This window comes from Sorangium sp. So ce321 (assembly GCF_051530195.1).
Taxonomy (GTDB): domain Bacteria; phylum Myxococcota_A; class Polyangia; order Polyangiales; family Polyangiaceae; genus Sorangium.
Genome location: NZ_CP150329.1, coordinates 7,571,598 through 7,592,390 on the forward strand (window position 1 = coordinate 7,571,598; position 20,793 = coordinate 7,592,390).

Genomic DNA, 20,793 nt, shown 5'->3' on the forward strand with positions numbered 1-20,793 from the left:
ACTGTATCGATATAGCTGGACTCCCCCGTCAGCCTCCCCAATTTCCACCCAAACGACTGGTGGAGCTTGGAAGACAGTTGTTGGCACCTGTCCAATCAGCCTTGCTCGAAGCACTCGTCCACCCTCGCCTCACCGCCATTATCGTACGTGATCCGCGTACAGCCCCACCCCGTCGGCTCGACGAGGACTACCCCCTCTCCTGAAGGAGCTCCGTCGGGACGACCGACTGGTCTGCAAATCGCACTTGGCGGAGCTTCAGACGTTCGACGATGTCATTCACGCGCCTGGGCAGGTCGGCGATTCGAATGGGATCAACTGGCGCTGCGACCATGCGGTAGGGCCCGCCATGGGGGTCTGAGTCAAATGCGAAGAGCCCGCGCTCCGCCACCATACGCCACGTGTTCTTCAATCCCGGGGCTAGCTCTGGCGCGAACCTCGCCACGGTCGACGCGGGTGAAGCAAGGACAACGTCGATCGCCGCATCATGTGCATCCGTATCTCGTAGGAACTCATCCGGGGCGTAGCCGCCGCCCGCGGTACTGAACAGGGCGACGTACCCATCAGCGTCGCTGGCTAACCAGTCGAACTCCATGCCGAGAATTTCGTTGGCGGACTTTGCTGCTATCATAGACATTACTGCCCTCCTCGGTCGGTTCGAAAACGCGTAGCTGGATCCGGAAATGCACCGCGACCATACGTCGATTCGCAGATCGAACAAACATCAACGGGTTGCCCCGTTCGGGGCCTCACAGCCTGCGTGAAACGGATGTCAGACGGATGCCCGAGAGCTTCGGAGCAAACGCCCTCGGCACAGCCAAGTCCGCCACCCCGATTGGCTCCAGCTATCACTCGCCCAGACGATGGCGAGTATGCACCGACCACGGTTGCAGGCGGATGCCGTGTCTGGGCCAACTTTGCCGCGAGCGCATCCCGCGCAGCAACCGCCTCTCCGTGAAGGCTGCGAGCCACACCCGTTGCGCCCTCCGACGCCGCTCCTCCCCCCAGCTTTGGCAGCACGGCGCCGAGGACCATCGCGGCCCCGATCCCGCTCTCGACGGCGACCGCGGCGCCCAGCGCCAGCACATCCATCGCCGCCCGGAGGTCCTGGGCAAACGCCTCGCCGTCATTGCCCGCGTGCCACGCCAGCCCCCCGAGCTCGAGCGCCTCGTGCAGGTCCCTCGCCACGGACGCCGACCAGTTGAACCTCGGCACGATGACCGGATCCCCCATCACCGACCCGCTCACGACGCCGGCCGTTGGTCTCTCCCCGGTGACGTCCGACAGCCTCACGCCGCGCTCGAGCACCGCCGCCAGCGTGCCCCCGGTCCCCGAGTAGTCGTCGCCCACCGACGAGCCCCCGCCCTGCTCGAAGTACTCGTCTCCGGCATGCACGAACGCCGCCCAGTCGCTCTCGAACTCCGGGCGCCCTGGCTCATCGACAGGCGGCTTATCCCCACCGGATGGCGGCCCGTCGGGCGGCGCGCCGACATTGATCGTCTCCCCCATGGTGATGGGCTTCCCGGTGGAGTCGTCGAACTCCACCCACCCCTCGCCGCCGTTGTCGAACTTGACCCGCTTCCAGACCCACCCCGTCGGATCCACGAGGTTCACCGGGTCATTCATCACATAGCTGTACCGGTTATAGCTCTCCCCCCACAGCGGGTCGGTCACGAATGGATCCGGCGTCAGAAACCGCCGCAGGCTCGGGTCGTACAGCCGCCCGTGCATGTCGATGAGCCCGAGCTCCTCGTCGTGCCGGTGCCCCGTGAACCCGTGCCTCACCTCGCGCTTCTCGGCCTTCGCCACCCCCAGCGCCTCGCCGTCGGCGTCGATCCGCCTCCCGAACGGCTCGTAGTGCAGCCGCTCCACCTCCTCACCCGCATCGTCCGTCACCAGCCCGACGCTCCCCAGCGGGTCGCTGTGCACGTACAGCGTCCGCTCGTCTCCGGGGCCGGCGAACACCACCTGCGCCACCTCTCCCTCGGGCGACGCCACCCGGAACACGTGCCGTGTCCCGCCCGCGTCATCGCGCCGCTCGTACACCCCACCGACGTAGATCGCCTCCTCCCCGTCCTGGGTCTTCTTCACCCGCGTTCCGAACGCGTCGTACAGAAACTCCCAGCCCTTTCCCTCCTTCTCCACCCACCTCGGCAGGTCGAACGCCGTGTAATGCACCCCGAGCCCCGCGCTCGACGTCTCCAGCCGCCCGGCCGCATCGTAGCCAAACGTCACCCCATCGCGCGCGGTGACCGCGTGCGGCCTCCCCGTCGGCTCGTACCTGTTCTCCTCCGACAGGACGCCGTCCACCTTGATCGTGCCCAGGTTGCCGAGCTCGTCATATCCATACTTCGTCCCCCGCGCACCGCCCGGCGCGGCCAGCTCCCACCTCTCCAGCCGCCCCACCTCGTCGTAATGGAACGTCTCCACCCGCAAGGCGACGCCGTCGCGCCGCTCGCGCACCCGGCCGTCATCGTGGTACCCGTACGTCAGCGCCTGCAGCGGCCCGCCCTTCTTCGCCTGCACCGTCTCCAGCCGCCCCGTCACCGGCTCGTACGTCCGCTCCGCGATCACCTCGTTGCCCAGCGTCGCCTTCAGCAGCGCCCCGTCCGCGTTCCTCGCGTTCACCTTCCACAGCGACCGCAGCGTCCCGTCCTCCCGGCTCGCGCGCAGCTCCGACAGCGACCCGTCCTCGTACACGTGCTTCACGCGGAACCGGTCCCGCCCCGGCACCTTCGGGTACAGCAGCTCGTCGCGCAGCCCGTCGGGCGTGTACGTCACCCCCACCGCGAACGCCTCGTCCTCGACCGTGGTCCGCACCTCGGAGACCCGACCCCTGTCGTCATACGCATACGACACGGCCGTCCCATCCGGGCTCACCGCCGCGGCGAGCTGACCCATCCCGTGCGGCGCCGTGTCCCACGTGAACGTCGTCACCCCGTCGGCGTTCGTCACACGATGCCTGCGTCCCATCGCGTCCCGCTCCACCACCGTCGTCTGCCCCAGCGCGTTCACCTCACCACGGATCTCCCCGTACCCGTTGTACCTCGTGACCCGCGTCCCCGCGTCCGGGTCGCGCACGCTCGTGCGCCGCCCGCGTACGTCGTGAGCCATCTCCGTCACGTTGTCCTTCGGGTCGGTCACCTTCCACGGCTTGCCGTTCGGTCCATAGGCGAGCTTCGTCGACCGCCACTCGCCGTCCACCTCCACCGCCGTCTCGCTCGGCCGCCCCTCCACATCCACGACCAGCCGGCTGCGCCGGTCTTCAGGATCGATCGTGATCGTCTGGAAGAGCTCGTGCTCGTACCGCTGCCGCGCGCCGTCCGGCCCCGTCTCCGAGAGCACCCGACCCAGGCTGTCGTACTTCCACTCGCTCTTCTCCTCGGCTGCCACCTCGAACCCGGCCCGGCTCACCGACAGCGGCCGGCCAAACTCGTCGTACGACTGCTTGCGCACCCTCATCCGCCCGTCGAATGCCCGCTCCGCCTGCTCCACCACGAGCCCGCGCTCGTCCAGCGTCGCCGTCGCGCGGCCTCCGCTCGCCAGCGTCGTTTCCACGATCAACCCGGCCGCCTTCCCCGCATCCATCCGCGCCGCCATCGCCGTCTCGCTCACCGCGCCCGTGCCGGAGCTCGCCTTCTTCAGGCGGCCGAGGTCGTCATGGATTCGCGTCGACCGCGCGCCGTTCGCGTCGATCTCCCCCATGAGCACCCCGTAGCCCGGGTGCGTGTACATCCATTGCGACACCCCCAGCCCGTTCCACACCTGGCTGACGAAGATCCCTTCGCCCAACACATCGTCGTACTCGTAATTCCAGATCCGCGGCGACTCCCCGGCCGCCTCCCGCTTCTCCTGCCGCAGCCGCCCTGCCTCGTCGTGGATGAGCGAGATCGTCTCCCGGACGTCGGCGTCCGTGCTGTCCGGCTCGATCTTCACCTCGTCGAGCAGCCCGCGCTCGTCATGGTGGTAGTCGGTGTGCAGCTTCGCCGGCGGGGCCGAGCCAGCCTCGTACGTGCGCTCCGCCTGCGTGTCGGTCAGCCCGACGAGCCATTCGTCGGGCCGCACATCGAACGTCCTCGTCACCTCGCGACGCATGCCCCCCTCGGTCTCGACCGTCTCTTTCCGCAGGTTGCCATGGTCGTCCACCTCGTACGTCGCGCTCTGCCGGATCGGCGCTGTATCGCCGGGGTCGTCCACGTCCATGCAGTGCGTGCGCGCCCCCTCGGCCCAGTCGATGCCCACGTCGGGATCCTCGTACTCGCGCCGCTCCATCGAGCGCGCGGAAACGAAGTAGCTGCGGTCGCCGTTCAGCTTGCTGATCCGGTAATCGAGCTCCTGATAGACCACCCGCGCTCTTGCCCTCGCGGGGCCCTCCTCGAGCGTGCACGATCCGTCAGTTTCCGCGTAGCAATCGCGGGCGCCCAGCGCGCCGTGGGGCAGGATCGGCGTGACCTCCTGCATCGACCGAGGGCGGCCCGCGTACGGATAGCTCGTCCCCACCCGCGTCGCATGATCGAAGGTCGTGACCCGCTCCACGGGCCACGCGCTGCTCCATTCCATCATCCGCCCGAACCCGAGCGAGCCACGCCCGAGCAGGTCCGTCCGCAGGTCCTCGAACCGATAGTGCGTCCCGCCGGGCCACTCGAGCCCGCCCACCCGCGCCACCACCGGCACCCCGCGGCGCACGCACCGCTGCGGATACGTGCACGAGGCAGCAGGCGACGAGGCCGGATCCGTCCGGCCATACCGGACCTGCACGCGGCTCGATCGCGGCTCATCGCCGTCGGATACGCCGCTCAGGAGCTCCACGTCATTTCCTGTCGCGAGCGTGACCTGGAGCGATGTCCCCTTCAGCGTGAGCACGTCGGCGCGGCCGTCGCCGTCGAAGTCGCCGCGCCACATCGCGTCCCCCGCAGGGATCGGCGAGTAATGCGTCCCTGTCTCCGGCTCCTCCCAGCTGATCTCCTCGCGCAGGAACGTGCCGTCGCCCGCCGAGAGGAGGGCGATCACCCTGTCCGTTGTGTGGGGCTCCGGCGGCCCGGGGTGGAGCCAGTCGGAGATCGACACGACGAGGTCATCGCGGCCGTCGCGGTCGAGGTCGAACGGCTCGATCACCTTCCTCCCCGACTCGGCCGTGTCCAGACCCAGCACCTCCGCGAGCCCCGGATCCGAGAGCGTCACGGCAGGGCCGAGCCCGTTGCCCGTGTTCACGCTGAGCTCCACCGAGCTCCGGCGGACCCAGAGCGCGTCGCTCAGCCCGTCGCCGTTCACATCGGCGAGCTTCACCCGCGAGCCCCCTCGCTTCAGCGGAAACGCGGGCGCCTTCGTCACCGCTCCGGCGTCGTCGAGCCCGATCGCCACCCCCGTCGCGCAGTCGAAGTCCTCGCCGACGACGAGCTCGCCGCGGCCGTCGCCGTCGAGATCACCGCCGACCGCCTCCGGACACCGGGCGGGCGCGGCGCGCACGCCGGTGTTGCGGCGCTTGTCGAACGTGCCGCCCTTGTTCATCTGGATGTGCCAGAAGGAATCGTGGATTCCCCGCTCGACGTCGATGAAGACATCGAGCAACGCATCGCCGTTCAGGTCGACCAGCTCGAGCCCGGGCGGCGTCCCGGAGAACTCGCCCGAGCACGAGAAGCGGAGGCTGCCCGCCAGCGTCACACCGGTGGCGACGAACGCCTGGTCCTCGTCGCTCCATTCAACCAGCCGATAGCTGCACGTCGTGGTGTCGTAGGCGAGCAGATCCACCTTGCCGTCACCGTTGGCGTCCACCGGGCGGCTGTGCTTCAGGTTGGTGTTCTCCAGCGGAGAGCGCTTGGCATCGACGCGCAGGGTCCGGAACGCGACCTCGCTGCCGGGCTCGGAGAGGCTCAGGAAGAGCTCATCCGGCGGCTCCGGCGGGATGTGTACCGGCCCAGGCGGCAGCGGCTCCTCACGGGGCGGGATCGGCGGCCTCGGCACGTCGATGGCGCGGAGGATGTCGTCCCGCCCGTCCCCATTGGCGTCGAAGACGCGCAGCGAGGTGACCGCTTCGGAGGTGGGGAGCACGGGACCGCCGGCGAACATCAAAGGGTCTTCGTGCACCCAGTGCAGCCGCTTCGGCCAGAGGCAAGTCCCCCGGTACCCGCACTTCTGGACGGAGGAGAGCAGGCTCCGGCCGAGTCTACCCCTCTCGTAGCCAAGCAGAGCGGCGTCACGATGCCGGCCGGCTGCTCGGCATCGCCGGTGGCCACGACCCGCGTCGCGTACGTCTCCTCGTAGATGCGGATCCGGCCGTCCCTGGTGCGCACCTCGAAGGCCCCCGGGCCGCCCCCGCTGGCCCCGTCGAGCGCGAGGATCATCGACATCTCGTCGTCCTCGGTGCGGTACTCGCTGCGCCCCCCGAATCCCTTCACGGAGACGAGCTTCTTGCCGTCGAGGCAATAGCTGTCCGACGCATCGTGATCGGGACCATCGGCGCGCCCTCCGTGGCGATCGTCGCATCGCAGCGCGCGATCGCCGACGAGCTGCCGGCGACGCTCCACCCGCGGCCCACCGGACCGTTGCCCCCGCGGCTCGAATAGTGAAGCGCGAGGCTCGGCGTCACCCCCAGCCCCGCAGGAACGTCGAGCGGAATCGTGTACGTGAAGGCGCCATCCGCGGTGACCTGCCCCCCGCCGGGCAGGTAGCCCACGTCATCACCGCGGACGATCGATGACTGAGGGATATCCAGAGGCTCTTGGAGGACAGGCGGCTCATCGATCGTCGCCGCGGAGATGGCGAGGCCGCGCCCCCCGGCCTCCGGTCGCTCGTGCGTGCCGCAGGCGACCAGGACCAGCACGAGCATGGCCAGAAACCAGCGCAGAGACGACGCCCACGAGGGCGCCGGCGCCAATGCATGCATCGCCAATCGTCGAGGATGCTGCGAGGCCGTCCGGGCGGCCTCGCGCCGTTTTTTGATCTTCATATCGTCCACCCATGGAGCGGTGCTTCCCCCGAAGCAGTCCCGCCGTATCAGACACAATCAGCTGCCATGAAGAGCAGCTCACCGGGGAGCGTGGCAAAGACCATGACCATTGTTGCGAGTCAATATACTTCTCGCGATCGACTCTCCGTCGAGATCGCTCCCCGTCTCCCGGCGAGACCTCACCCTCCCTCCGAGACCACCTCCGGTCTCGTGGCGAAGGGTACCCTCTCCCCCCGCGACCATCTCCCATCTCCCGGCGAGACCCCACCCTCCCTCCGAGACCACCTCCGGCCTCGTGACGAAGGGTACCCTCTCCCCCCGCGACCATCTCCCGTCTCCCCGCGAGACCCTACCCTGCCTTCGAGCCCCTCCTTATAGCCCCCTCCCTTCACCTGTCCTCCCCTTCCGCCGTCGAGAACTTGCCTTCTCCCTCTCGGCATTCGAATCCCCGATGACACGCGCGCTCGCAGCGCATAGCTTGCGAGAATGGCCAAGACCAAGACCACATCGAAACGGAAGAATACCCAGCCGTCTGTGTCTGCACGCCAGATCTTCACCACCTCTGACGCGAACGAGGCTTACCGACACTTCCTGCCGCTGGTGCAGGCGGAGGTCCCGGCCGATCGCGCCGAGATCTGCCGGCTCTCGGTCGATATCGTCCGCGCCAACGTCGATCGCGGCGTGAGGGCGATCCTCCCCCGGCTCGACCTCGTCCGCGAGAAGCTGCCGCTATGCCCGATCGACGACGTGCTCGAGCTCCCGAGCCTCGCGCTCGGGCTCGTCGCGGCCACGGGGCGCATCGTGACGGCGGCGAGCGAGCGCGAGATCGAGGCGCGCCTGGAGAAGTTCCGCCCGATGCGCGATCTCACGCTGCGACAACTCGAGATCTTCGCGGAGCTCAAGCTCGTGCCCAGACAGCGTGTGGCCGCCATCCGCCGCGGCTCGGGGCCGGTCGACAGCGCCCGCGACGGCGTGGACATCGCTGGCATGTTCCACGAATTCGCGGAGCCCCTCGACGGCAAACACCCGTTCTCGCCAGACTACCTCTCCGTCATGGCCGAGCACGCGAGCTGGCTCCTCGTCCAGCTCAGGCCCCGCGGCGCCCAGCAAAGGCCCTCCGAGCGGTCGCCCGAGGCCGTCGTCCGCGACCAGTTCTGGACCGTCATCCACCAGCGCCACGATCACCTGCGGGAAGCAGGCGTCGCCGTGTTCGGCTTGCGCCAGCTCGACGCCCACGTGCCGCCGATCGGCGCCCGCATCCCGCCCTCGGCCGCGCAGCCGACGGGGACGACGAAGCCGGACAGCGCCGGGCTCGCCCCGCTCGCCGGGCCGGAGCTCACCGCCGCCTCCTGACGGGGCGCTACCCGGCGCGCCCCCGCCTCACCGCCCCGTACCACCTCACCGCCCCGTACCAGCAGCCCCCCCGCCATCCGCCTTCCCGCCCGATCGCTCGGAGGCCTTGACCTCCGGGCCGGGTATGGCCGCCGCGCCCGGCCCCGCCCCGCCGGGGAGGCACATCGCCATCCCCTCGCTGTCCGCGACCTGCTCGCACGCGGACAGGCTCGCCGGGCAGTCCGCCGCGCTCTCGCAGCGGACCGAGCAGAACCCCGGCCTGTCCGTCTGCCCGGCCCGGTGCAGGCACCGGCCATGCTGGCACTGGGCCGCCGTCATGCACTCCGCGCCGAGGGCCAGCCCCATCGGCTTGCTGCACTCGCTGCCCGGTCGATCCTGGCGAGCACGACATACGTAGCCCGTCCCACATTCCCTGTCGGCCTGGCATGTCTTCGAGCAGACGCCCCCGATCGCGGCGCACACCGCCGACGCGCACTCCTCATCCCGCGCGCACGCCTCGCCGAACGCCTTCGTCGCTGCCCGGCCACCCCTCGAAGGGTCGTCGCAGCCCGCCGCGGCGCCGAGCAACCCCAGCGCCCCCGCGAGCGCGATCGCGAAGGCCCCGCCGTGCACGCCGTCCCGCCTCGCCGCCCGCTCGCCCTCGACCATCGACGCCACTCTCCCAGCTCCGCGCGCCGCAGGCCGCGCTCTCGCTCAGCGACGCCGCCGCGCTCTCGCGCCAGCGACGCCCCTCCCGCCGCGCCCTCCGAAGCCGCACCGCCAGCGCCGCTCGTAGCACAGCCGGGGCCGGGCGCGAGGCGCGCAACCGGCATCGGCGGAGTACCCCGACCTCTCGGAAACCTCTACGACACGTCGCGCAGCGCACCGTCGAGGGCCGGATCCGTTTAAAGTGCGCCGCCATGGCCAACCCGATCGACGTCGATCCTACCCGTCAGAGAGAAACCCCCGCGCCGCGAGAAACGTCCGCCCAGCGAGAAGCCCCCGCCGCGTTCTTCCGCGGCAATCCGGCGCCCGACGCCCGCACCGGCATGCACCCGGTCGCCCTGCGCCGCGCCTTCGCCGACCACCTCCACTACTCGCGCGCCCGGGAGTCGCTGACCGCCACGCCGTTCGACAGGTACGTCGCCCTCGCCCTCTCGGTGCGCGACCGCCTCGTCGACCGGTGGACCAAGACGCAGCACACGTACTACGAAAAAGACGTCAAGCGCGGCTACTACCTGTCGGCGGAGTTCCTCCTCGGCCGGGCCCTCGTCGCCAACCTGCAGGCGCTCGACATCTACGACAGCTACAAGGCCGTGCTCGGCGAGCTCGGCCTCGACCTCGACGACCTCGTCGAGCAGGAGCCCGACGCCGGGCTCGGCAACGGCGGCCTCGGGCGGCTCGCCGCGTGCTTCCTCGACTCCATGGCCACCATCGGCCTGCCCACCTACGGCTACGGCATCCGGTACGAGTTCGGCATCTTCGAGCAGGTCATCCGCGACGGCTACCAGGTCGAGCGCGCGGACGAGTGGCTCCGCTTCGGCAACCCCTGGGAGATCGAGCGCCCCGAGCACGCCGTCCCTGTCTCGTTCGGCGGCTACACCGAGCGCATCCCCGACAAGCGCGGCGGCTTCCGCGTCATCTGGCGCCCCTCCGAGCAGGTCGTCGGCGTCCCCTTCGACACGCCCATCGCGGGCTACCAGTCGAACACCGTGAACACCCTCCGGCTGTGGTCCGCCCGCGCGGGCGAGGAGTTCGACTTCGAGCTCTTCAACGCCGGCGACTACGTGCACGCCGTCCACGAGAAGAACCAGTCGGAGGTCATCTCGAAGGTCCTCTACCCCAACGACAACTTCGACAAGGGCAAGGAGCTGCGCCTCCGGCAGGAGTACTTCTTCGTCGCCTGCTCCATCGCCGACATCGTGAACCGCTACAACCGGGTCCACCCGGACTTCTCGCGCTTCGCCGAGAAGAACGCGATCCAGCTGAACGACACGCACCCCGCCATCGCCATCGCCGAGCTGATGCGCGTCCTCATCGACGAGCACCTCCTCACCTGGGAGGACGCGTGGAAGCAGACGGTCGCGGCCTTCGGGTACACGAACCACACGCTGCTGCCCGAGGCGCTCGAGCGCTGGCCCGTCGCGCTCTTCGAGCGGCTCCTGCCGCGCCACCTCGAGATCATCTACGAGATCAACCGGCGGTTCCTGCGCGAGGTCATGGACGCCCACCCGCAGGACCACGACCGCGTGGCGCGGATGTCGCTCATCGAGGAGGGCCACGAGCGCCACGTGCGCATGGCCCACCTCGCGGTCGTCGGCTCGCACTCGGTGAACGGCGTGGCCAAGCTCCACTCCGAGCTCGTGAAGCGCGACCTGCTCCGCGACTTCCACGACCTCTGGCCCGAGCGGTTCAACAACAAGACGAACGGCGTGACGTTCCGGCGGTGGCTGCTCGCCTGCAACCCCGCGCTCGCCGCGCTCGTCACCGAGAAGGTCGGGCCGAGCTGGGTGACGGAGTTCGAGCGGCTGCGCGAGCTCGAGCGCCACATCGACGACCCGGAGTTCATCGAGCGGGTCGCCCGGGTCAAGCGCGAGAACAAGACGGCGCTCGCGAAGATCATCGGGCAGGAGCTCGACATCAACGTCGACCCCGCCTCGATCTTCGACGTGCAGATCAAGCGCCTCCACGAGTACAAGCGCCAGCTCCTCAACGCGCTCCACATCGTCGCGCTCTACCTGCGCCAGAAGCGCGGCGAGCACGTCGCGCCGCGGACCTTCATCTTCGGCGCCAAGGCGGCCCCCGGCTACCGGCAGGCGAAGCTCATCATCAAGTTCATCCACGCCGTCGCGTACGTGGTGAACGGCGACCGGCGCCACACCGGGCTGCGGGTCGTGTTCATGCCGAACTACCGCGTCTCGCTGGCCGAGCGCATCATCCCGGCGGCGGACGTCTCCGAGCAGATCTCGACCGCGGGCATGGAGGCGTCGGGCACCGGCAACATGAAGCTCGCGCTGAACGGCGCCCTCACCGTCGGCACGCTCGACGGCGCGAACATCGAGATCCGCGACGCGGTGGGCCCGGAGAACTTCTTCCTGTTCGGCCTGACCGCCGACGAGGTGATCGCCCGCCGCCACCAGCACTTCGAGGGGCGCGACGCCGTCGCGGCCGATCCGGAGCTCCGCGAGGTGATCGATCTCATCTCGTCGGGCTTCTTCTCCCCGGAGTACCGGGAGCTCTTCCAGCCCCTGCTCGACCGGCTGCTCGGCCGGGACGAGTACATGATGCTCGCGGACTTCAAGGCCTACGCGGCCTGCCAGCGCGAGGTCGAGGCGGCCTACGCCGACCGGAAGAGCTGGCTGCGCAAGTCGACGCTCAACATCGCCCGCGTCGGCGAGTTCTCCTCCGACCGCACGGTGCGCGAGTACGCGCGCGACATCTGGGGCCTCACGCCCGTCGAGATCGACGTCGGCGGCGCCATGTCGCTGGTGTGACAGCGACCGCGCCGTCCCCCCGGCGGCCTGTTCGCCGGGGGACGGCCGCGCCCGCCCGAGGAGGGCGCCGTCTGCCGGGCGGACCCGACCGGCGCACCCGGGCGGCCACGTCTTGCCGCCGCGTGTTCCCCTGATCTGGACCCCGACCTGAGCGTCAAAACGCGGACGGAAAATCCCGCCCCCCGCGCGTGCAGAACCCCCGCGGGCGGAGCATGCTTCCGGGGTGGGAGAGTTTCTCGTCGGCCGCTCGCCGGGGCGGGGCTCTTGCTATCCTTCCCGACGGATTTATGCCGAACGATCCTGAGGAAAGAGAAGACAAGCAGGGCGACCTCGCGACCGAGCGTGAGCGGAAGGTCGAGAAGCCCCGCCGCTACAAGGTCGTGTTCCACAACGACGACTACACGACGATGGAGTTCGTCGTGCTCGTCCTCATGAAGTTCTTCCACCGCACCGAGACGGAGGCCACGCACATCATGCTGAGCGTGCACCACCGCGGCCACGGGGTCGCGGGCGTGTACACCAAGGATGTCGCGGAGACCAAGGTCGCCCAAGTCCAGGACTTCGCCAAGGAGCACGGAATGCCCCTTCGGTTGACCGCCGAGCCGGAATGACCATGCGCATCAGCCCCGAAGTTGAGATCGCCTTTTCGCTCGCCACCCGGGAGGCCTCGCGCCGCCGGCACGAGTTCGTCACCATCGAGCACCTGCTCTACGCGCTGCTCTTCGACGAGGAGACGGCCGAGGTCCTGCGGCACGCGGGGGGCGACACCCCGCTCTTGAAGAAGAAGCTGGAGCGCTTCCTCGACGAGGAGATCGAGGTCCTGCCGGAGGACGCGGACACGAGCCCGACGCTCTCGCTCGGGTTCCAGCGCGTGGTCGGCCGCGCCGCCATGCACGTGCAGTCCTCGGGCAAGAAGGAGCTCAAGGGGGCGAACGTGCTCGTCGCGCTGTTCGCCGAGCGCGACTGCCCGGCCGTGACGATCCTCGGCGAGCAGGGCGTCAGCCGCTTCGACGTCGTGAACTACATCTCGCACGGCATCTCGAAGACGGGCCAGGACGACAGCCTCCGCGAGGAGTCGTCGGACGAGGGCGGCGAGCCCGGCAACGCGCAGTCGATCAAGGATCCGCTCGCCGCGTTCACGATGAACCTCAACAAGGAGGCGGCCGAGGGCCGCATCGATCCGCTGGTCGGCCGCGAGAACGAGGTCGCCCGCACGATCCAGGTGCTCGCGCGGCGGCGGAAGAACAACCCGCTGCTCATCGGCGACGCCGGCGTGGGCAAGACGGCGATCGTGGAGGGGCTCGCGCAGCGGATCGAGAAGAAGGACGTGCCCGCGCCGCTCAAGGACGCGACCGTCTACGCGCTCGACATGGGCGCGCTCCTCGCCGGCACGAAGTACCGCGGCGACTTCGAGAACCGGCTCAAGGCCGTGCTGCGCGCGCTCGAGAAGCAGCCGGGCTCGGTGCTGTTCATCGACGAGATCCACACGATCATCGGCGCGGGCGCCGCGAGCGGCGGGACGATGGACGCCTCGAACCTGCTCAAGCCCGCGCTCGCGTCGGGCCGCCTGCGCTGCATCGGCGCGACGACGTTCCAGGAGTACCGCGGCCACCTCGAGCGCGACAGCGCGCTCGCGCGGCGCTTCCAGCGCATCGAGGTGACGGAGCCCTCGGTCGACGAGACGACGCAGATCCTGCGGGGCCTGCAGAAGCGCTACGAGGAGTTCCACAAGGTCACGTACACGGCCGACGCGGTCGAGGCCGCGTCCAAGCTGTCCGCGCGCTACCTCCAGGATCGCCGGCTGCCCGACAAGGCGATCGACCTGCTCGACGAGGCGGGCGCGGCGGCGCGCCTGCGCCACGGCGACGGGTACACGGTCGAGACCGCGGACATCGAGCTCGTCATCGCGAAGATGGCGCAGATCCCGCCGCGCCAGGTGTCGACGTCGGACAAGGCGCAGCTCAAGGATCTCGAGCAGTCGCTGCGCTCGGTGATCTTCGGGCAGGACGAGGCGGTGAAGCAGCTGGGGTCCGCGATCAAGCTGTCGCGCGCGGGGCTCAGGGCGCCGGAGAAGCCGATCGGCTCGTTCCTGTTCTCGGGCCCGACCGGCGTCGGCAAGACCGAGCTCGCCAAGCAGCTCGCGAAGGCGCTCGGCATCGGCTTCCTGCGGTTCGACATGAGCGAGTACCAGGAGCGGCACACCGTCTCCCGGCTCATCGGCGCGCCGCCCGGCTACGTCGGGTTCGACCGCGGCGGCCTGCTCACGGAGGCGGCGGCGAAGACGCCGCACGCGGTGCTCCTGCTCGACGAGATCGAGAAGGCGCACCCGGACGTGTTCCAGGTGCTGCTCCAGGTGATGGACCACGGCACGCTGACCGACAACAACGGCAAGAAGAGCGACTTCCGCCACATGGTGCTGATCATGACGAGCAACGTGGGCGCGCGGGAGCTCGCGCAGACGCGGGTCGGCTTCGGCGAGCGGGGCACGGCGGGCGACGACGACAAGGCCTACAAGAACACGTTCAGCCCGGAGTTCAGGAACCGGCTGGACGCGCGCATCATGTTCAAGCCGCTCGATCCGTCGGTGATGGGGAGCATCGTCGACAAGTTCATCGGCGAGCTCGCGGCGATGCTCGCGGACCGGGCGGTCACGGTGGAGGTGACCGATCGGGCGCGGGCCGAGCTCGCGACGCGCGGGTACGATCCGGCGAACGGCGCGCGGCCGCTCGGGCGCGTGATCGAGAACGACATCAAGCGCCGGCTCGGGGATGAGCTGCTCTTCGGGGCCCTCGAGAACGGAGGGAACGTCGCCATCGACTTCGAGGGGGACGACTTCACGTTCAAGTTCTCGGCGGCGGCCTCGGCGGCGAGCGGAGGGGACGCGGAGAAGCCGAAGACCAACGGGGCGGCGGTGGAGCCGGCGCCCGCCGGCTAGGTCCTCTCGGGGAGCTAGCTCCTCTCGGGAGCGACGGAGCCAGGGTGGAGGAGGTGCCCGTGCGCGCGGGCGGCAGGGCCCCCTCCCACGAACTCGCGCCTCGTAGAAGGCTATTGCCGCACGTACGGGTGAGTCGGTCCGGGAGGCGCCGCTGCGATGCGGGCCGGCGCTCGGGTTCGTGGGGCCCTACCCCGCCGCCCGCGCGCACGGGCACCCCCTCCACCCTGGCTCTCTCTAGGCCGAAGGGCGGTGAGGGGCGCGGGGCGGTCGTCAGTTCAGCGAATGGGGCATCGCGAGGGTGAAGGACGCGATCTCAGCGTCGAAGACGCGGCCGTCAGGGCGGTGCATCTGGTAGGTGCCGCGCATCGTGCCGCGAGGGGTCTCGAGGACACAGCCGCTCGTGTACTCGAAGTGCTCGCCAGGCTTCAGCGAAGGCTGCTGGCCGACCACCCCAGGACCTCGCACCTCCTCCACCTTCCCGCTCCCGTGCGTGATGATCCAGTGGCGGGTCCGCAGCTGCGCGGGCTCGGTGCCCTCGTTCGCAATCCGCACCGTGTAGGCGAAGACGTAGCGATGCTCCGTCGGGGAAGACTGCGTGGGGACGTACACCGTCGAGACGGTGACCCGGATGCCCTGCGTGATGGCCGTCGACACAAACACGCACTGCCACCGCTGCGCCGCGCGCACAAGGGCCCGGCCGCAACGGGGACGCCGAGAAGAGGCGGCCGGGTCGGCGGAGAGCCGGCGTTGACAGCCTCCGGGCTCATCCGCAGGTTTCGAGGAACCTTGGGTCAACGAACCGTGGAGGAACCCGCCGTGGGCGAACAAGACAGTATGGGTGTTCGAGGTGCTGAAGGCGAGCGGTTCGTCCCGATCGCGATCCTGCCGCCGGCGCGCGGCGAGAGGGCGGCGATGGTCCAGAACGGCGATGCCCCCGGCGGAGAGGGAGAAGGTCACGGGCTCGGGATCACGGCAATCGGGCCCGTCATGCCGGAACGCAAGGTCCGGGAGTGGGCCCTCGTCCTGCAATCGAGCGAGCTTTGGCACGCCGTGCGGTACACCCAGGCAGGCTGGGTGCTCCTCGTGCGCGACGAGGACTACGCCTTCGCCGCAAGCTCGATCGATCGGTACGAGGCGGAGAACCGCGACTGGCCCCCGCGCCGCCCGCGCGAGCGCCCGCGCCACCCGCCGTCCATGGTCGCAGGCGTCGCGTTCGCCGCGCTCGCCCTCTTCTTCTTCCTCGTCACCGGACCCGCGAGCGGCGGCGGGCGCCTGTTCCAGCGCGGCGCCTCCGTCGCCGACCTCGTCATCGGGCCCGAGCCGTGGCGCGCCATCACCGCGCTCACGCTGCACGCCGACTCGGCCCACGTGCTCGGCAACGTGATCTCCGGGACGGTGTTCGCGTCCGCCGTGCAGCGCCGCCTCGGGCCGGGCGGCGCGGCGCTCGCCGTCGTCGCCTCGGGCGCGATCGGCAACTTCGCGAACGCGCTCTGGCACCACAGCCTGGGCCACCACCACGCGTCGATCGGCGCCTCCACCGCGGTGTTCGGCGCGATCGGCCTGCTCGCCGCCACGCAGCTCATGCTCGACCGCGCGCACGACAAGGACAGCGGCGAGAAGCGCCACCTCCTCCAGCTCGTCGCGCCGCTCGTGGGAGGCCTCTCCCTGCTCGGCGCCCTCGGCGCGAGCCCGCGCGCCGACCTCGGCGCGCACGTCTTCGGCCTGATCAGCGGCGCCGCGATCGGCGTCGTCGCCGGCCTGTCGCTGCGCAATCACGCTACGACGAGCCGCCCGAGCCGCCCCCTCGTCCAGGTCGCGCTCGGCGCCACCGCGACAGGGCTCGTCCTCGGCGCGTGGCAGCTCGCGCTCCGCGCCTGACCGCGCCCTCTCAGCCGGCCGGCCAGATCCCCACCGTGCCGCCCACCCACGTCAGATCCCGGTTCTGATCGACCCCGAGCATCCTCCCGCGCGAGAGCCGGGCCAGGTTGAGCACGAGCGAGAGCTCGGGCTCGCCCGGCGCGCGCAGGAACATCATCCGGACCTCGGCCTTCACCCCGCTCCCGTCAGGCATCAGGAGCGCCGGCTCGTACGCGATCTTCTCCTGGAGCAGCCACCGCGAGCGCTCGGCCTCCGGGATCGCGGCGATGTGCTCGGGCGTGACGTCGACCTTCACCCCGGAGCCCGCGAAGGAGAACAGCGGCTTCAGCACGTAACGCTCGAGATCCGCGGGCACGCGCTCGATCGCGTCCAGGGTCCGCGCGCGCGGGACAGCGGGGTGATCGATGTAGGGCAGCGTGTACTTCGACCAGGTCCAGTACCAGTTCGGGTGCGAGCACCACGTGACGTCGAGCGGCTCGTTGTACCGGAACGGAAGCTCGACCCGCTTCGACTCGAGCTCGTCGAACACGACGCGGTTGTACAGCCGGCGGACCTGGACGAGCCGCCCGCCCACGCGGCGGAACAGCCGGTCCTTCTCGCGGACGAGCGCCGTCGGGCAGACGGCGTCGACGCCGACGAGGAGCTTCGTCGCCATGAAGTCCGGGTAGGTCTTCTGCTGCTCGGGGTGGAGGTCGAGCAGCACCACCGACTCCTCGGGCTCGCCCGCGACGATGGCGCGGCGCAGGTGCGCGACGACGTCGTCGCGGCTCCGCCCGCCGAAGCAGCACGTCCAGCGCCGGTCGAGCCCCGGCATCCCGGCCAGCACCTCGGCCACGATCTCCGTCTGCACGAGCATGAGCGCGTAGAGCGACGGGAACGCCTGCAGCTCGACGACCTTGCCCTCGAGCGCGCCGTCCGGGCCGCGCACGATCGCGAAGTCCACCTGCGCGCAGTTGGGCAGCGCGTCCATCCCGGGGACGTCGAGGTGCGCCGGGATCGCGCGCTTCATCTGCTCGATCAGCGCGGGGCTCGAGATCTGCCGCACGATCTCCGTCGCGGAGCGCTCGAGGCCCGCGCGCAGCGCGGCCGGCAGGAACAGCGGCGTCTCGGCGACGCGGAACGGGATCGAGCACCCGAGCCGCCGCTCGAGGCGGCCCAGATAATCCGCGTAGGTCGACGGCCCGAAGGCAGCGTTGAAGGCGCGCCGGAAGGTGGGTTCCATGAATTTTGGTGGTATCACGGCGACGGGCGCGGCTGCACGACCCGACCACGCGACCGCCCGGAGCGAGGGAAGCGCCAGCGCAGGTCCGATCCGGCTTGAGGCGCCGGGCGCGGAGGCTAAAGTCGCCGCGAACCCCCGCCGAGGCCTGCCACGATGACGATGATCAAGCTCCGCTCCGCCATGGTACTGCCGCTCGTCGCCGCGCTCGCCGCGGCGTGCTCGAAGACCCCCGAGCCGACGGCCACGTCGGCGCCGGAGCCGCCGGCGACGAGCAAGCCCGCCGCGCCCGCCCAGACGGCGCCCACCGCCCCGAAGGCGCCCGCCGCCGGCCAGCAGGCGGCCGGGGCCGAGCTCGCCTGGGACGCGCCCGCGAGCTTCGAGAGCGCGCCGAACCCCAACGCGATGCGCAAGGCCACGTACAAGATCAAGCGCGCCGCGGGCGACACCGAGGACGCCGAGCTCAGCGTGAGCCAGGCCGGCGGCAGCGTCGACGCGAACATCACGCGCTGGGTCGGCCAGTTCTCCGACAAGAGCGACGACGCGCCCAAGCGCAGCGAGCTCAAGGTGAACGACATCAAGGTCACCGTCGTCGAGGTGAAGGGGACGTTCGCCGGCTCCGGGATGCCGGGGATGCCCGCCTCGTCTCCGAAGCCGAACCAGGCGCTGCTCGGCGCGATCGCGGAGACGCCCTCCGGCGAGCTCTGGTTCTTCAAGATGACCGGCCCCGAGAAGACGGTGACCGGGGCGCGCGCCGACTTCGACAAGCTCCTGAACAGCCTGCGCGTGAAGTGACCCGGCCGCGAGGCGCGCCCCTCAGCACGCGACCTCCCCCTCGAAGCACCGCGCGAAGGCGGCCGGGAGCGCCGCGGCGCCGCCCGGCGCGAGCGGAGGGCGCGCGCTCGAGAGCGTCTGCCAGAGGAGGATCGTCTCCCCCGGGTGCTCCCGCCCGATCTCGCGCAGCGCGGCGAGCGCCTTGGCGCTGTACGTGACCTCCCCGGGCACGCCGATCAGCCGCTCGACCTCGGGGATCGCCTCGACCGACGCCGGGGTCGGGGCGCCGTAGCCGGGGCCGATCGCGCGGTGATCGATCGCGAAGCGGGGCGCCGGGAGCCGACGCCGGGTGAAGCGGGGCGCGCGCCGGGCGAGCAGGCGCTTCATGCTCGCGATCTCGTACCGGACCACAGCGCGGTTCGAGGCGATGCGCTCGGTGATGCGCACGCCGACGACCGTCGTCGGCCAGCCGAGCATCGCCGCGCCGAGCGCGAGCCCCGCCAGCGTCCCGCCCGTCCCTGACGCGACGACGATGCGATCGGGCCGCGGCGCCTCGCCCCGCCGGACCTGCTCGGCGAGCTCCAGCATCGCGTCGACATAGCCGAGGCACGGGAGCGCGGCCGACGCGCCGGGCAGGATGAAGTAGGGCCGCTCGGCCCGGCGCAGCGCCCGGAGCGCCCGCACCGCGGTGGTCGCGTAGCCGCCCCCGTGGACGAGCTCCGCGCCGCTGGCCGCGCCAGCGAGCAGCGCCCGCTGGCCGAAGCGGGTGAGCGGCTGGTCGAAGAGCACCGCGGTGACCGCGAAGCCGAGCGCCCGGCCGAAGAGGGCCGTGGCGGTGACCTGCGTCGACGCGAGGCCGCCGACCGTGACGAGCGTCCTCGCCCCGCGCCGCTCCGCGTCCGCGAGCAGGAACTCGAAGCGCCGCACCTTGTTGCCGCCGTAGAGCGGCGAGATCAGATCGTCGCGCTTGACCCAGACGCCGCCGCGGCCGAGGTAGCCCTCGATCGCGGCGCAGGGGACGACCGGCGTCGGCGCGTGCGCCAGGGGTCGCCACGGGACCTGCCCCGCGAGCTCGGGCAGCTCGGCGAAGAGCGGCAGCTCCCTGGAGGCGGGCAAGAAGCCAGCCGCCGCGCCGGAGGAGCCCGCCGCGCCGGACGCCCCGGCGCGGGCCCCTCGCTCCTCGCCGCCTTCAGGCACGCGCCGCCGCCGCCCCGTGCCCCGGCGGGGAGCCGCCGGGGCCAGCCTGCTCGCCGGCGTCGCCGGGGTCGTCCTCCGTCCCGGCGCCGAGCTGGCCGCCGCGCGCGATGAGCGGGTCGCTGAGGTACGTGTCCGTCAGCCGCTTCGGCCCGGCGAGGCCGACCAGCCGGAGCGGGAAGAGGAGCACCGCGAGCACCCACGACGCGAGGCCGAGCGCGAGCTTGCCCGCGTACGCCTCGGCGACGAGCGCGAGCTTGCGGCCGGCGGACATCGACGAGATCGGCACCTCGGTCAGGCCGATCCGCATGAGGCGGAGCTCCGCGACCCGCACCGCGTGGCGGACCAGCGCGGGCAGGCGCTTCAGCGCCGGGTGGTCCATCGGCAGGCGCTTCTTCATGAACGCCTCGAGCCGCGACACGCCCCAGAGCGACACGAGCGCGAGCCCGAGCAGCCGGCGCCGGAGCGCGGGCCTGCCCGCGATGGCCTTGCGCGTCTGCTGCTCGCCGAAGTCGACGTGACGCTCCTCCTGCCGCACCCCGCGCTTCAGGATCGCGACGATCTCGGGCTCTTCCACGGTGTCGATCATCGCGTAGAAGGCCTGGAGGACGAGGCCCTCGCCGAGCGCCATCTCGAGCGCGACGTGCTCGGCCCAGTCCCCGCCCATCAGCCCGGTCGCGAGGAAGCGCACGCTCCAGGTCGCCTTGTCCGGCGGCGCGCCGAGGATCTCGAGGATGCGGAGGAAGTTGCCGACGTGCTGGAACTCCTCGACGGCCTGGCGCGCGAGGAAGCGCGCGGACTCCAGGTCGGGGGCGTTGTAGAGCCAGTGCCCGATCTGGACGCCGGTGATCTCGCCGTAGAGGAACTGCTGGACGGCCCAGACGATGACGTCCTTGTCCTTGACGGGATCGAGCCTGGCGCCCTGGAAATCGAACGCCATCTCTTCGCGGGTCACCAGCATCGCTCGCCCTCCGGTAGCGATGAATCTAGCCCAGGTCGCAGCCCCGGGCAGGCCCGAGGTGAT

The 20,793-nt window shown here is 70.6% G+C and carries 15 protein-coding genes; 6 read left to right on the plus strand and 9 right to left on the minus strand.

Annotated elements, in window-relative coordinates; genetic code table 11:
• Positions 1–187: 187 nt before the first annotated feature.
• From WME89_RS27820 to WME89_RS27835, 4 genes are read right to left on the minus strand one after another with little or no spacing between them, the layout of a single operon-like run.
• A complete protein-coding gene (locus WME89_RS27820; RefSeq protein WP_438002738.1) occupies positions 188–628 on the minus strand; it encodes a hypothetical protein in 441 nt (146 codons plus the stop codon).
• A 5-nt stretch (positions 629–633) separates the two neighbouring features.
• Positions 634–6,063, minus strand: a complete 5,430-nt coding sequence (locus WME89_RS27825; protein WP_438002739.1) for an RHS repeat domain-containing protein — start codon at positions 6,061–6,063, stop codon at positions 634–636.
• Positions 6,063–6,392 carry a hypothetical protein gene (locus tag WME89_RS27830; RefSeq protein WP_438002740.1) on the minus strand — a complete coding sequence of 110 codons (330 nt, stop codon included), beginning with the start codon at positions 6,390–6,392 and terminating at the stop codon, positions 6,063–6,065. The genes WME89_RS27825 and WME89_RS27830 overlap by 1 nt, the downstream gene beginning before the upstream one ends.
• Positions 6,389–6,943 (minus strand): SpvB/TcaC N-terminal domain-containing protein, encoded by a 555-nt coding sequence (locus WME89_RS27835; RefSeq protein WP_438011979.1) that lies wholly within the window; start codon positions 6,941–6,943, stop codon positions 6,389–6,391. The genes WME89_RS27830 and WME89_RS27835 overlap by 4 nt, the downstream gene beginning before the upstream one ends.
• A gap of 534 nt (positions 6,944–7,477) precedes the next feature.
• Here WME89_RS27835 and WME89_RS27840 point away from each other — a divergent pair.
• Complete coding sequence (locus WME89_RS27840; RefSeq protein WP_438002741.1) at positions 7,478–8,296, plus strand: hypothetical protein; 819 nt, start codon at positions 7,478–7,480, stop codon at positions 8,294–8,296.
• Between the two features lie 45 nt (positions 8,297–8,341).
• On the opposite strand, the gene WME89_RS27845 is transcribed toward WME89_RS27840, so the two are convergent.
• The gene (locus WME89_RS27845; RefSeq protein ID WP_438002742.1) at positions 8,342–8,953 is read right to left on the minus strand and encodes a hypothetical protein; all 612 of its coding nucleotides are present in this window, start codon (positions 8,951–8,953) and stop codon (positions 8,342–8,344) included.
• Between the two features lie 242 nt (positions 8,954–9,195).
• On the opposite strand from WME89_RS27845, the gene WME89_RS27850 reads away from it, so the two are divergent.
• The 3 genes from WME89_RS27850 to clpA all read left to right on the plus strand — a co-directional run bounded on the left by WME89_RS27850 (position 9,196) and on the right by clpA (position 14,704).
• Positions 9,196–11,769: a glycogen/starch/alpha-glucan phosphorylase gene (locus WME89_RS27850; protein WP_438002743.1), complete on the plus strand. Its 2,574-nt coding sequence runs from the start codon at positions 9,196–9,198 to the stop codon at positions 11,767–11,769.
• Between the two features lie 287 nt (positions 11,770–12,056).
• Positions 12,057–12,380, plus strand: coding sequence for an ATP-dependent Clp protease adapter ClpS (gene clpS, locus WME89_RS27855; RefSeq protein WP_436619475.1), 324 nt, complete (start codon positions 12,057–12,059; stop codon positions 12,378–12,380).
• Positions 12,377–14,704, plus strand: a complete 2,328-nt coding sequence (gene clpA, locus WME89_RS27860) for an ATP-dependent Clp protease ATP-binding subunit ClpA (protein ID WP_438002744.1) — start codon at positions 12,377–12,379, stop codon at positions 14,702–14,704. The genes clpS and clpA overlap by 4 nt, the downstream gene beginning before the upstream one ends.
• 270 nt (positions 14,705–14,974) lie before the next feature.
• On the opposite strand, the gene apaG is transcribed toward clpA, so the two are convergent.
• Positions 14,975–15,358 (minus strand): Co2+/Mg2+ efflux protein ApaG, encoded by a 384-nt coding sequence (gene apaG / locus WME89_RS27865; protein ID WP_044965505.1) that lies wholly within the window; start codon positions 15,356–15,358, stop codon positions 14,975–14,977.
• Between the two features lie 180 nt (positions 15,359–15,538).
• On the opposite strand from apaG, the gene WME89_RS27870 reads away from it, so the two are divergent.
• The gene (locus tag WME89_RS27870; RefSeq protein WP_438002745.1) at positions 15,539–16,582 is read left to right on the plus strand and encodes a rhomboid family intramembrane serine protease; all 1,044 of its coding nucleotides are present in this window, start codon (positions 15,539–15,541) and stop codon (positions 16,580–16,582) included.
• Positions 16,583–16,592: 10 nt separating this feature from the next.
• On the opposite strand, the gene WME89_RS27875 is transcribed toward WME89_RS27870, so the two are convergent.
• Positions 16,593–17,804: a hypothetical protein gene (locus tag WME89_RS27875; RefSeq protein ID WP_438002746.1), complete on the minus strand. Its 1,212-nt coding sequence runs from the start codon at positions 17,802–17,804 to the stop codon at positions 16,593–16,595.
• A 153-nt stretch (positions 17,805–17,957) separates the two neighbouring features.
• Between WME89_RS27875 and WME89_RS27880 the strand changes: the two genes are divergently transcribed.
• Positions 17,958–18,596, plus strand: a complete 639-nt coding sequence (locus WME89_RS27880) for a hypothetical protein (protein WP_438002747.1) — start codon at positions 17,958–17,960, stop codon at positions 18,594–18,596.
• A 21-nt stretch (positions 18,597–18,617) separates the two neighbouring features.
• On the opposite strand, the gene WME89_RS27885 is transcribed toward WME89_RS27880, so the two are convergent.
• On the minus strand, positions 18,618–19,772 hold the full coding sequence (locus WME89_RS27885) for a 1-aminocyclopropane-1-carboxylate deaminase/D-cysteine desulfhydrase (protein WP_438002748.1): 1,155 nt from the start codon (positions 19,770–19,772) through the stop codon (positions 18,618–18,620).
• Complete coding sequence (locus WME89_RS27890) at positions 19,765–20,730, minus strand: ferritin-like domain-containing protein (protein WP_438002749.1); 966 nt, start codon at positions 20,728–20,730, stop codon at positions 19,765–19,767. The genes WME89_RS27885 and WME89_RS27890 overlap by 8 nt, the downstream gene beginning before the upstream one ends.
• Positions 20,731–20,793: the final 63 nt, after the last annotated feature.

Coding starts and splice junctions, on each gene's coding strand:
- WME89_RS27850 (WP_438002743.1), top strand. CDS start 9,196: ATGGCCAACCCGATCGACGTCGATCCTACCCGTCAGAGAGAAACCCCC.
- WME89_RS27825 (WP_438002739.1), bottom strand. CDS start 6,063: ATGTTCGCCGGCGGTCCCGTGCTCCCCACCTCCGAAGCGGTCACCTCG.
- WME89_RS27870 (WP_438002745.1), top strand. CDS start 15,539: ATGGGTGTTCGAGGTGCTGAAGGCGAGCGGTTCGTCCCGATCGCGATC.
- clpA (WP_438002744.1), top strand. CDS start 12,377: ATGACCATGCGCATCAGCCCCGAAGTTGAGATCGCCTTTTCGCTCGCC.
- clpS (WP_436619475.1), top strand. CDS start 12,057: ATGCCGAACGATCCTGAGGAAAGAGAAGACAAGCAGGGCGACCTCGCG.
- WME89_RS27835 (WP_438011979.1), bottom strand. CDS start 6,943: ATGAAGATCAAAAAACGGCGCGAGGCCGCCCGGACGGCCTCGCAGCAT.
- WME89_RS27890 (WP_438002749.1), bottom strand. CDS start 20,730: ATGCTGGTGACCCGCGAAGAGATGGCGTTCGATTTCCAGGGCGCCAGG.
- WME89_RS27875 (WP_438002746.1), bottom strand. CDS start 17,804: ATGGAACCCACCTTCCGGCGCGCCTTCAACGCTGCCTTCGGGCCGTCG.
- WME89_RS27820 (WP_438002738.1), bottom strand. CDS start 628: ATGATAGCAGCAAAGTCCGCCAACGAAATTCTCGGCATGGAGTTCGAC.
- WME89_RS27880 (WP_438002747.1), top strand. CDS start 17,958: ATGACGATGATCAAGCTCCGCTCCGCCATGGTACTGCCGCTCGTCGCC.